This is a genomic window from Leptolyngbya iicbica LK (assembly GCF_004212215.1).
Classification (GTDB): domain Bacteria; phylum Cyanobacteriota; class Cyanobacteriia; order Phormidesmidales; family Phormidesmidaceae; genus Halomicronema; species Halomicronema iicbica.
The window spans coordinates 697,282-709,514 of record NZ_QVFV01000002.1 but is presented as its reverse complement, the minus strand read 5'-3'; the positions used below and the strand labels follow the sequence as shown (position 1 = coordinate 709,514).

Sequence of the window (12,233 nt, the reverse complement as noted above, 5' to 3'; positions counted from 1 at the left end):
CTTGATCACAACTTAATCACGACTTGGAAAAATTCCGGAAGCTAATACCAGATAAATTGGGTGGTCATTCACGACTTGAGCACGATTCATTTACGACTTAATAACGACTTGCTAGAAATTTCTACTTCAGTCCTTCTAGATTGACTCACTATTGTGATTTTCAAGAACTAATTTCACAGTCTTTCTACTGGTTGAAAGTCGGCTCTCTGCCTGAGCTAAAACTGGAGACATTAGCCTACGGTTCTTGACAGGAAATTCCTGGAAGAGAGTCGAAGGCTATTGAATATTGGGGGCTACGCCACTCCACTGCGTTTCGTCGCTCCGCTTCCACACACCACGCCCAGCCCTGGGCCAGGGGATTCTGGAAACCCCGCTCAGTAAGGGATGCAGTCGTGGTTGGGAATCACCGCTCATGTTCACAATTGACGGAAAGACTGATGGGTAAAGGATTTAGCGTATCGCTGCCCCTGGAAGAGGCGGCAGCGGTGGAAAAAGAGGCCAATCGGCTGGGATTACCGGCTGCCAGCATCATTCGATTAATGATGCGCGATGGCCAGCAGCGCCACGAATTAGAACGCCAAGTAGATGACCTGAAGGCTCGCATGGAGCGATTGCAGCTGCAGTTCCAAGGACTGCAGATTTTGCTGGAGACGATCGCTATGGAGCAAGCTAATGCCCGAGGCCCACAAGCGCTGGAGAATCGGAAGGCGCTGATTCAAGAGATTCGCAAACGTCAAGACCGAGTCGGCGGTTAGGAGGCGGGTCATGCTCAGCCTGACGGTGATCAGCCCTAAACAGGGGGAAACCTACTACACCGCTGAAAACTACTACTCCAATGAGGAGAACCAGGCCAACTCGACCTGGTCGGGTAAAGGGGCCAGATCGCTGGGGTTATCCGGTCAGGTGCAAGGCGAGGCCTTTAAGAATCTGCTTCACGGCAAAAGTCCTCAGGGCGACAAAACCCTGTCGGGGCGGAAGATCAATCCCGAAAAGCATCGGGCGGGCATTGACCTGACCTTCAGTGCGCCGAAAAGTCTCAGTCTGGCCGCGCTGGTTGGGAGCAACGAAGCATTGGAGCAGGCCCATCGCACGGCAGTGGCTCGAACGCTGGCAGTCATCGAGGAGCGGTATGCCCAAACGCGGGTGCGAACGGAGGAGGGGCGCAAGGCGATCGCTACCGGCAATCTCATCGTGGCTCAGTTTCACCACGACACCTCACGCGAAAAAGACCCGCAGTTGCACACCCATTGTGTTGTGATCAATGCGACTCAGCGACCAGATGGGCGCTGGCAGTCTCTGCACAATGATGTGTTGTTCAAACAGCAGAAGCTACTGGGGATGATTTACCAGAACGAATTGGCGGTCGAAGTGCAGCGGTTGGGGTATGCCGTTGAACCCAGGGCCAACGGTCAGTTTGAACTCCAGGGGTATCGACCGGAAGACCTGGAAACCTTTTCCAAACGGCGGGAGCAAATTCTGGCGGCGGTGGGAGAGCAGGCCACGGCCCAGGAGCGTGAGCTGGCTACCCTGATGACGCGGGCACCCAAGGGCAAGGAAATTCCCCGAGAAGAACTGCGGGCTTACTGGCAGGCGCAAGCCGATGTGTTGCATCTGGAGCATCCGCAGCCTCAGGCTCTGGACTGGCAAAGTGATCCGAAAAGATCGGTGCGGGCAGGGCTGAATCATTGCTCCGAGCGGGAAGCGGTGTTCCGGCGAGAGCAGGTGGAGCGCTTTGCTCTGGAGAATCATTTGGGGCAGCAGTTCTTTGAAGAGTTGCAGCAGACGCTCGATGCCGATCCGGAGGTGATTCATACCTACGATCAGCGATTGACCACGCAGACGGCGGTACTGCGGGAGTTGGAGACGATTCGGACGGTGCTGGAGGGCCGGGGACAGGTAGGGGAAATCGCCAGCGAAGATTGGGTGGCAGAAGCACTGGAGAATCAGGGGTTAACGCAGGGCCAGTATGAGGGGATTTTGCTGGCGGCTACAACGTGCGATCGCGTCATCGCCTGGCAGGGGGTGGCGGGCGCGGGGAAAAGCTATGCCCTGAATCAAATCCGCCGGATAGCGGAGGCTCAGGGGTACATCGTCCGGGGCTTTGCCCCCAGTGCGGAGGCGGCGAAGTCGTTGGGGAATTCCGCCCAGATTCAGCAGACGGAGACGGTGGCGGCGTTGCTCTGTGTCCAGCCCCCGGAGACACCCTCTCAGTTTCCCGAGATCTGGGTGGTGGATGAGGCGGGGTTGTTGAGTGCTAAGGATGCCCTGGCACTATTGACGAAGGCCATGGAGCAGCAGGCCCGAGTGATTCTGGTGGGGGACACCCGGCAGTTATCGGCGGTGGAAGCGGGGAATCCATTCAAGAGCTTGCAGCAGGCAGGGATGGCGACGGCTCACCTGAATCAGTCTTTGCGGCAGAAGCATCAGCAGATTAAGGCTGGGGTAGACCTGATTGCAGCGGGCAAGATCACGGAGGGGATTCATCAACTGAAGCCATACATTCATCAGGTCAGTAGTGAGGAGGCGAGGTCACAGGCGATCGCCCGTGACTATCTGGCTCTGACGCCAGAGGAACGGCGGAAAACGTTACTACTGGCAGGGACGAACCGGGAGCGATTGGCCATCACTCAAGCAATTCGGAAAAGCCTGAAGTCAGAGGGGCAGTTAGGCCAGGGCACTCTCATGCAGCGGCTCAAGGCCAAGGACTTGACGACGGTGCAGATGGAGTATGCCCACCACTTTCAGATCGGGGATGTGCTGATTCCCCATGCCAGTTACAAGCGATGGGGGTTGGAGCGGGGACAGCGGTACGAGGTGATTGCGGTGGATGTGCAGCAGAATGGGCTGACTCTGCGGGCTGAGACTGAGCCTGCGGTGCAGGTTGATCCGGCTAGGGTTAGGAAGAAGTCGGTGTATAGGATGGAGGAGATGGAGGTGGCGGTAGGCGATCGTCTCAAATGGACAAAGAATCATCGGTCGCCAACTGGTGTGGGCGTTGGCGGAGCCTATCCGCAGGATACTCGTCTGAAGTGGACGAAGAACCAAGGCAAACAGGGTCGCCGCAATGGGCAGGAGTTTGAGGTTTACGGCGTTGAGGATGGACAGGTTTTGATCCGCTACGACAGTGGGAAAACGGAAAGCCTGAGCGGTTCGGAGTTGGCACACCTCGACTATGCGCTGGTCAGCACGACCTACGGTGCCCAAGGTAAGTCAGCGGAGCGGGTGATTGGAACTTTAGATCAGCATGTGGGGCGGGAGAGTTTTTATGTGACGGTGAGTCGAGTGAAGCATGACTTGAGGCTGTATGCTTCTGAAAATCTAGATCGGTTAATTCTACGAACTGAAAGATCCCAAACAAACGAAAATCCACGCGACTTTCTCCATCCGAGCAGTGTAGAAAACTCAAGAATCCCAGGAATTCTCGATCGTCCTCGGAAAAAAGAACATAGATGGGTGAATCTTGCCCAGCAAGAGCTTTAGGAGATTTCGGAAAAGAACCTCTTAATGTTTCATCAACACGGGAGTCGGCCTGCTACTCTGCCTAAACTGCGGCATGAATACAGTCACGATATTCACCTCAAAATCATGCTGGGAAATGTTTATATGCTCGGTCCAGTAGTTAATGGAATCTCGATCTCCGAAGGTAGGCATTTAGCTGAAGGTGGGCATTTATAAGAATATCGATACAGTCGTAAGTCACAAAAATGGCTGAATGGCAGAATTGGGAAAGTGTGCCATTGTCGGAACGATCGCAGTTGCCCTCTGCGTCGGGTATCTACGTCATCGCGGATGGGGAGCAGACTGTTTGGTATGTGGGCCAAGCGATTGACCTCAAAGCTCGCTGGATGGGCAAAGGTCATCACCGTTACCCTCAACTCAGCCGCGCTCATCGGAAGTTGGGCCAGCGCATCTATTGGCAACCCGTGCCCCTAGCCCGGTTAGACGAGCAAGAGCAGATCTACATTTCACAGTTTGCACCCGAGTTGAACGGTCAAAAGGTCAAGCAATATTTACCTAAAGAGCCGCAAGTCTTTCGTGAAATTAAACGGCTTCTAAAGGCTCTGAACAAACCTACCCAACTCTTTCCTGACGTGAGAGCCGTTGTGCTGGGTGAGTACGCTGCACAGGATGAGACTCGTTGCCTGATGATTCTCGTGACTGTTAATGACCTTTACCTAGTTGATCGATCTGCTCGAAAGCGCCACGCCCCCAAAATCCGCAATGCTTGGACGATGAGAGAATACGACTGTGGCAAAGACGATAGCCAATATGTCCCCTGCCGTATCCCCACCTATCGCTTTTTTGCCTGGCAATTTGAGTTCATATCAGTGCCTGAACTCAACGACCATTTGTGGCACTCGGCGGAGCTGAGAGAGAAAATCCTCGGTACTATAGATGTGTTTGGTGTCGAGGTTCAAGCTTTAAAGAATTTCAGTCTGATAGATGATAGTGATCTGCCCGAAACCTATGCCTTCACTCGGAGCGATGGGCGAAAAATGCTGCAAAATACTGCCTATCTAAAGTTTAGGAGACCACAGTTACGGTTAATCGAAGAAACCGTAAAGGGATAGGCGCGATTCCAATCCTGCCGGAGCCGGTGATTCAACAGTGGTCAGACTCGCTCTTTATGCCTTTAGACATGACGCGAACGGCGATCGCTGCCATAGTTTGGACATATTCTCTCAGCCAATCTCTGAGGAATAGAGACGATGCCTGGAGTAGTTGGTCTTATTAGGCTAATCTCCCTACGCTGGCTGAATATCGAGAATTCCCATCATGCCTTGGTCTTCATGATCGAGGATGTGGCAGTGATACACAGTGCGCCCGATGAAATCCTCAAAGCGGACTCGAATGGTGACTGTTTCATAGCCTTTGAGTCCGACTGTGTCTTTCCAAGTCAGCAGCGTCTCGGGCTGACCGTTCCGTTCGATGACTTGAAAACGGTTGGTATGTAGGTGAAAGGGATGGTCCATGCTGGCTTGGTTGATAATGCGCCAGTCCTCGACTTGGTTGAGGCGAACCTGAGTATTGACCCGATCCATGACGAAGGATTGACCGTTGATAATGAAGCCCGTAGACCCTGCTGTCGAATCGATACCGTGATTGAGCACGAACTCGCGAGTTGTCTGCGGTGCAGGCAGGGGAGCAACGGGAATTAGCTTTTGGGGCATGGGTAAGGGCGAAACGCGATCGCTCGGTTGATACCGCAGGGTCGCCATGACCGCTTGGGTCGGCGGCACGACTCCTGATATCTGTTCAACCTCATCGCCTAAGGACTCCACGATGTTGGCGATGCCGCGATCGTAAGGGAGACTCAAAATTTCATAGTCTTTGGGGTCCCGTTGACCGGGAATCAATAGATCGGCGCGTTCGCCCGGTGATAGTTGTAGCGTATCGAGTTCTGTCGGTTCAGCGATCGCGCCTCGGTCGGTCGCGATTAAAAACCAGGGATGCTCTGGTAACTGGAGCTGGTAAATCCGTGAAGCGGAGGCATTGATAAGCCTCAATCGCAGCAAGCCATTCTGGGGCAGCTTAATGACGGGATTTTGCTGTCCACTCGCTGTCAGGAGGGACCCCTCACGGCCCCATCTTTTACCGAGGGCATGGGGCTCACGCAGTGTATTTTGAGGGTCGAAGTCTTGCAGCATCAATAGAGCCTCTGCCGCCTGACGTAACTCAGGAACGTCATCTAGGTCACCGCGAATAATCAGTGGCCCAGCCAGTCCACCAAACACTTGTGAGGCAACATTGAGGTGATAGTGGGGGTGGTACCAACCCGTGATCGCCGGGTGATTCTGGGGAATCTGGAATTCGTAGGTGTAGCTTTCACCAGGAGCAACCTCGCGAAAGACATCGTCGATTTGAGGTGAGATGTGGAGGCCGTGGTAGTGGAGATTAGTGGGGGCATCCAGTTGATTGGTCAGGGCTAAACGGACGGTATCACCAGCATTCGCTTCAAGGATGGGGGCTGGAACTTGACCGTTGTAGGTGAGTAACTGAAATGCTTTTCCAGCGATCGCGGGTTTCCCTGATTGAGCCTTGAGGGAGAGTTCTAGTAATCCGTCGGTGCTAACAATGCGGCGGAGGGGATTACTTTGGTTGGGAGCACAGCGGAAAAATAACGGTGCACTCGATACAGCGGCCATGAGGCTTAAGAATTGACGACGCTTCATTGTGATAGTTACTCGACCCGAATCATATCGCGCAAACCTAACCAGTTGTAACGACGAATGCCCCAGGGCAGCAATACCAGCAGCATGAGAAATACCATTGAAAGCGCAATACCCAACGGCAAGCCGATAGTGAATGCTTGCCCCATATATGTCAGCAGCAAAGTGGATGGGATCATGCCTAGCAGGGTGGTGGGAGCGTAAACGGGCAAGGATAATCCAGATAATCCTGCACCATAACTAATCAAATCGAACGACAGCACCGGCAGCAGTCGCGTGACAAAGATGAAGCCCCCGATTAGCCATTCTCCTCGCGCCTTAGAAAAATAAATGGCCTTTCCTGTGAGCGCCTGAACGGCAGAACGTCCTAACGTGAGACCGATAAAGTAGGCAATGAGACCGCCTAAAAAGCCTCCAATGACGCTGTAGATACCGGCTGGAATGGCTCCCCAAATGGCTCCAGCGGCAACCGTTAAAGGTGCTCCAGGAATGGGGCTGATCACGACAGCTAAAGTGATCACAGCAATGTAGACGAGAATCCCCCAGAGTCCCGTATCAGAAACCGCTTGCTGCAAGCCTTGAGGCGTCAATAGGTTAGTCTTGCCCTGAGTAGAAATGACGGCGTAGACTAAGAGCGACAGTAACAAGACACCGATCGCCGTGAAGTTATGTCGCTGCAGTAGTCGTTTGAAGCGCTTCCGCCATTTTCGTGTCATTGCTCTTTCTCAGGGCTTGGGTCTGATGAGCTGTGGTTATGGTGAGAGTGCATTCGACCATGCAAGAAAAGATGCATTAAAGGGCAGAGCAGCAGTAAGGCGTAGAGTGTAAAGGCGGGAAAGTTTGTCCAAAACGGAGCGATCGCAACCGCGACTAAGATGCCAAGGCAAAACAGCAGGCCCAGTACCATCGGAGATCGCAACCGTAGGCGCTTCACAAATTGCTTCAGCATAGTGATTCCCTCCTTCAAAAATTTTAGGCTGGCTGAATATCCAGAATCCCCATCATGCCTCGGTCTTCGTGATCCAAGACATGGCAGTGGTAGACGGTTTTGCCCACATAGTCGCGAAAAGACATCCGGAGACGAACGCTTTCGCCGGGGCTCACTGACACCACATCTTTCCAGGCGGCGTAAGGAACAGGCTGGCCGTTGTGGCTAATCACCTGAAACTTGTTGGTATGGACATGGAAGGGATGGGCCATCGTGCCAGTGTTGACGATTTCCCAGTCTTCTACCGTGTTGAGACGCACTTGGGTATCAATGCGGTTATGGTCAAAGGCTTGGCCGTTGATTAGAAACACCATGCCCATACCCGTGCCCATGCCGTGATTAAGGGAAAATTGACGAGTCGTCTGAGTTTCAGGTAGTGGTTCAATCGCAATCAGTTGATCCGGTAGCGGCAGCGGTTCGGTGGTGCCGTTGTAGGTCAGAGTGGCGATGGTTTCAGTCGTGCTCTGACGCTGCGAACCGCCCATCATGCCACCACCCATGCTGCCGCCACCCATCATGCCGCGTCCCATCATGCCCTGCGCAGGATTGAACGGCTGATTGACGAGGCGATACTGTCCGGGTTCACGATCTCCCTGCACCAATACCTCTACCCGCTCCCCCGGAGCCAGCACCAGCTCATTCATCTCAACGGGAGCCGCGATCGCGCCGCCATCCGTGGCAATCAGATAAAAGGGATGATCTTCCAACGACAGGGCAAAAAATCGGGACGTTGACGCATTCAGCAGCCGCAGTCGCAGCAGTCCCCCCTGCGGAATCTCTAGAGTCGGATTGAACCGCCCATTGACCGTGAGCAGATCGCCAATGCGCCCCGTCATCTGGGCCATGTGGCCAGGGTCAGGAATATTGCCGCTGCGGTCTAGGGCATAGTCTTTGAGCACCAAGAATTCTTCCTGGGCGGTTTTGATTTCAGGAACCTCATCCAGGTCTCCCCGCACAATGAAGAGTCCAGCCAGCCCACCAAACAACTGCTCGGCAACTAGGCCGTGATAGTGAGGGTGATACCAAAATGTTCCGGCTGGATGGTTGGGCGGAATCTGGAATTCATAGGTGTGACTTTCGCCGGGCGGAATTTCGAGGAAGACATTATCGCCAGTGCCCGTCGGCGGAATGTGGAGCCCGTGATAGTGCAGGTTAGTCGGCTGGTTCAGCCGATTGGTAAAGCGAATCTGGACCGTATCTCCAGGTTTGGCCTCTAACCGAGGCCCCGGAACCTGTCCGTTATAGGTCAGCAGGTTAGCATCGCGATCACCTAGCTTCACCCGCTGCGCTTCAGCCACTAGGTCAAAGCTGAGCAATCCGCCTTCGCTGCTGTGAACCTTAGCCTGGGCCAAAGGTGAACCTGGCGCGGCAGATGGTGACGAACCACGGGAGCATTGAGAAAGCAACAGTGCCCCGGTGGTTCCCAGGCTTAGCCCCAAAAAGTCTCGTCGCCTCATCGTAGTCATAAATGTCATAAGAGCTGCAGTCACACTGGAGATGGAAACGGCAAAGTCGGCAGGTTAATGCCGAAATCAAGTCGATTTGGCAGCAGTGGCCAAATCAGCAGATTGGTCTATGAGAGAAGCCTCCACGGCCTCAACAGTGCCTCGGAACATGTTCATCCCACAGGCAAACTCATAGCGTCCTGGCTCACTCGGGGTGAACTCGATCGCGGTCGTCTGATTGACCGGGAGCGCTTTCGCGATGCGAAAGTCAGGAAAGCGAACTTCTTCTAAACAACTACTGGGGTCGAGCCGATGGAAGTTAAGCCGCACCGGGAGCCCAGCCTGAACCACAATTTGGCTGGGCTCATAGCCGCCATCCACGGTGACGGTGACTTCTTGCACCCCGTTCTGAGTTTTCGCTTTGCCGGTTTTAGATTGGCTCAAGAGAAACCACCAAAGCTCTAGTCCGATAAGCCCTAAACCAGCTGTCGTTACGAGGGCCTTAGTCCATAGGGGCTGCTCAATGCGGCGAAATCCACTGCCGGATTCTGCCGCCGCCTCATGGGTCGTTTGAGCCGGGGAAGTTGTGGCCATGGCGATCAGCAGCCCTAAAGCCGCCAAACTGCTCAGAGTAAATTTTCGATAACGCCGCATAAAAACTCCTGCTTGCTAGCCAGCCATACCAAAGATGAGTAAGTTGCCCACGATGCCGGAAATTGCTCCGAGTAAAAAGCCAAATCCGACGAGCAGGGTGAGGAAGGGGAGGGGGTAGGTCATGGTGGATGGGTGGATGGGTGGATGGGTCGATGGGTAGATGAGTGGATGGGTGGGTGAAGGGGTGAACGGAACGAGTCGTCAGTTTCTTAGGCTTGAACTTTGGGATGGAAGTTGCGGAGTCTCAGGGCGTTCGTGACAACAGACACTGAGCTAAAGGCCATCGCGGCTCCCGCAATAATCGGATTCAGTAGCCAGCCCAAGAACGGGTAGAGGATGCCTGCCGCAATGGGAATCCCGGCCACGTTGTAGACGAAGGCAAAGAATAGATTTTGGCGAATGTTGCTAATGGTGGCGTGGGAAAGCTGGATGGCCGTGACAATGCCTCTCAGGTCGCCAGAGATGAGCGTAATATCGCTCGCGGCGATCGCCACATCAGTCCCCGTACCAATCGCCATGCCCACATCAGCCTGGGCCAGCGCCGGTGCGTCATTGATGCCGTCACCCACCATCGCGACCAGCTTGCCCTCCTGCTGTAGCTTGACGATCTGATCCGCTTTTTGGTCAGGCCGCACTTCCGCCATGACCCGTTGAATGTTGACTTCGCGGGCAATCACCTCGGCGGTGCGGCGGTTGTCACCCGTCAGCATCACCACTTCTAACCCCATTTTTTGCAGGGCACGAATGGCACTTACGGAAGAGGGCTTGACGGCATCGGCAATGCCCATAATGGCTTCTACCTGACCATCGACCGCCAGCCAGACGGCGGTTTTGCCTCCCTGCTCCAGCCGATCCCAGTTGTCTTTTAAGGGCTGAGTATCAATCCCGAGTTCATGCATCCAGCGATAGGTGCCGATCTGGACTTGGTGCCCTTCAACCTGGCCCGCCACGCCGCTCCCGGCGACCGCCTCAAAGTCTGCCGGTTCGACCAGTCTCACTTCCTGGTCTTGGGCATACTGCACCACCGCTTCGGCCAGCGGGTGCTCGGAGTTTTGTTCCAGAGAACCGGCTAACTTTAACAGCGCCAGTTCATTGCCATTGGCGGTACCTCTGACGGTGAGGTAGTCGGTGACGGTTGGTTTGCCCTGGGTCACAGTGCCGGTTTTATCCAGCACGATGGTTTGAATCTTGTGGGCCAGTTCCAGGCTGTCAGCCCCTTTGATTAAGATGCCGTTTTCAGCTCCTTTACCCGTGCCCACCATGATGGAGGTGGGAGTCGCCAGTCCTAATGCACAAGGACAAGCGAGAATGAGTACACCCACAGTGGTAATCAAGGCCATGCTGACGTTGCCCATGACGTTGAACCAGATCACAAAGGTGAGAATCGCGATCGCCATCACCGCCGGAACAAACCAGCTAGTGACGCGATCGGCGAGTCGTTGAATCGGCGCTTTGGAGCCTTGCGCTTGCTGTACCAACTGGACAATCTGCGCTAGGAAGGTGTCTTTGCCGACCCGAGTCGCTCGAAACTTAAAACTGCCGGTTTTATTCAAGGTCGCGCCAATCACCTCATCGCCGACCTGCTTTTGCACTGGAATGCTCTCGCCTGTCACCATGGCTTCATCGAGGGTAGAGGAGCCCTCAATAATTTCGCCGTCTACTGGGACTTTCTCGCCAGGGCGCACCAGGATGACATCTGCCACCACCACGTCGGTAATGGGGATATCCAGAGTCTGCCCGTCACGAATCACCCGTGCCGTTTTGGCCTGCAATCCCATCAGTTTACGGATGGCCTCAGAAGTCTGACCTTTGGCCCGGTTTTCTAGCAGGTTGCCGAGCAGAATCAGGGCAATGATGATCGCCGCAATCTCAAAATAGACATCCGGGCGTAGCCCTTGGTCTAAAAACCATTGGGGATAGAGCGTCGGGAAGAGGGAATACAGGTAGGCCGTCCCCGTGCCGACCGCGACCAACGTATCCATGGTGGCGGAATGGTGCTTGAGCGCCTTCCAGGCATTGATGAAGAAATCACTCCCAGCCCACACCATTACGGGGAGGGTCAGCACCAGTTGCAGCCAGGGATTGTGCGACCAGGCGGGAATCAGCGGGATGTCAAGCCCGGTCATCATCGGCAACGCCCCTACCATCAGCACGCTGCCAATAATCAGACTGAAGATGACCTTGCGAGTCAGTTCCCGGTCTCTCGCTGCTCGTTCTAGGCGCTCAGCGTCATCGTCAGCAGTCAGAGGATTGTCGCTCACCGGCTGAGCTGCATAGCCCGCACTATCGACTGTCGATTGGATATCAGCGGTACTGACTTGGCGAGGATTATAGGTGACAACGGCCTGCTCAGCCCCAAAGTTGACGCTACAGGTTTCGACTCCTGGCACGGTCTGAATGGCGGCTTCAATATTGCTGGCGCAGGCGGCACAGCTCATGCCCTTCAGCTTAAACGTTTGAGTTTCCATGGTTGCCTCCTTTAGGCCACGGTGTAGCCAGCAGTCGTAATCGCATCTTTAATGGCTGTTTCAGACGCCTCACTGAGAATGCTGACCTGCTTGGTTTTGGGGTCTGCCGTCACTTGCGCTGCGGCGTCTACGCCATGAACGGCTTTGGTGACTGTCTCGACACAGGCAGAACACGCCAGGTTAGGAACCGTCAAATCGAGTTGCATCCAAGAGCCCTCCAAATCAGTCGCAACGTCTTTATCTTGAAGTCTGCAGTCAGCTATAGGGTCAAGGGGGGATATCGTTAAGTTTTATCGATGCGCGTTGATCCAAGAAAACGCCAGGTATTGCTATCTGTCGTTCCGGCAGGGGCAACCGATTGGTTAAGGCTGCTGCACCCCCAGCCGCGCATCATGCCGCCGCGTCCCATCATGCCGCCCATCCGCAACGTGCCGACGAGCAAGGTCGCAACGACACCGATCGCAAATCCAGCTGAGCTAGCCGCTAAAACTTTGGCATCCACGATGGA

11 protein-coding genes are annotated in these 12,233 nt (G+C 54.5%); 3 read left to right on the top strand and 8 right to left on the bottom strand.

Annotation, left to right across the window (positions count from 1 at the left end; genetic code table 11):
• Positions 1-437: 437 nt before the first annotated feature.
• From DYY88_RS10160 to DYY88_RS24475, 3 genes are all read left to right on the top strand, one after another.
• Positions 438-755 carry a hypothetical protein gene (locus DYY88_RS10160; RefSeq protein WP_039728136.1) on the top strand — a complete coding sequence of 106 codons (318 nt, stop codon included), beginning with the start codon at positions 438-440 and terminating at the stop codon, positions 753-755.
• 10 nt (positions 756-765) lie between these two features.
• The gene (gene mobF, locus DYY88_RS10155) at positions 766-3,480 is read left to right on the top strand and encodes a MobF family relaxase (RefSeq protein ID WP_052288538.1); all 2,715 of its coding nucleotides are present in this window, start codon (positions 766-768) and stop codon (positions 3,478-3,480) included.
• 251 nt (positions 3,481-3,731) lie between these two features.
• Positions 3,732-4,571, top strand: coding sequence for a GIY-YIG nuclease family protein (locus DYY88_RS24475; RefSeq protein ID WP_201279040.1), 840 nt, complete (start codon positions 3,732-3,734; stop codon positions 4,569-4,571).
• Positions 4,572-4,745: 174 nt separating this feature from the next.
• On the opposite strand, the gene DYY88_RS10145 is transcribed toward DYY88_RS24475, so the two are convergent.
• From DYY88_RS10145 to DYY88_RS10110, 8 genes are all read right to left on the bottom strand, one after another.
• Positions 4,746-6,173: a multicopper oxidase family protein gene (locus DYY88_RS10145; RefSeq protein ID WP_039728140.1), complete on the bottom strand. Its 1,428-nt coding sequence runs from the start codon at positions 6,171-6,173 to the stop codon at positions 4,746-4,748.
• A gap of 8 nt (positions 6,174-6,181) precedes the next feature.
• A complete protein-coding gene (locus DYY88_RS10140; RefSeq protein ID WP_039728141.1) occupies positions 6,182-6,886 on the bottom strand; it encodes a TVP38/TMEM64 family protein in 705 nt (234 codons plus the stop codon).
• Positions 6,883-7,119, bottom strand: a complete 237-nt coding sequence (locus DYY88_RS10135) for a DUF2933 domain-containing protein (protein WP_072041343.1) — start codon at positions 7,117-7,119, stop codon at positions 6,883-6,885. Before DYY88_RS10135 ends, DYY88_RS10140 begins: the two co-directional genes overlap by 4 nt.
• 23 nt (positions 7,120-7,142) lie before the next feature.
• Positions 7,143-8,510 carry a multicopper oxidase family protein gene (locus DYY88_RS10130; protein WP_236146375.1) on the bottom strand — a complete coding sequence of 456 codons (1,368 nt, stop codon included), beginning with the start codon at positions 8,508-8,510 and terminating at the stop codon, positions 7,143-7,145.
• Positions 8,511-8,690: 180 nt separating this feature from the next.
• The gene (locus DYY88_RS10125) at positions 8,691-9,257 is read right to left on the bottom strand and encodes a cupredoxin domain-containing protein (RefSeq protein WP_039728144.1); all 567 of its coding nucleotides are present in this window, start codon (positions 9,255-9,257) and stop codon (positions 8,691-8,693) included.
• A gap of 209 nt (positions 9,258-9,466) precedes the next feature.
• Complete coding sequence (locus tag DYY88_RS10120) at positions 9,467-11,725, bottom strand: heavy metal translocating P-type ATPase (RefSeq protein ID WP_039728146.1); 2,259 nt, start codon at positions 11,723-11,725, stop codon at positions 9,467-9,469.
• 11 nt (positions 11,726-11,736) lie between these two features.
• Positions 11,737-11,931 carry a heavy-metal-associated domain-containing protein gene (locus DYY88_RS10115; protein ID WP_039728148.1) on the bottom strand — a complete coding sequence of 65 codons (195 nt, stop codon included), beginning with the start codon at positions 11,929-11,931 and terminating at the stop codon, positions 11,737-11,739.
• Positions 11,932-12,008: 77 nt separating this feature from the next.
• A complete protein-coding gene (locus DYY88_RS10110) occupies positions 12,009-12,227 on the bottom strand; it encodes a hypothetical protein (protein WP_039728149.1) in 219 nt (72 codons plus the stop codon).
• Positions 12,228-12,233: the final 6 nt, after the last annotated feature.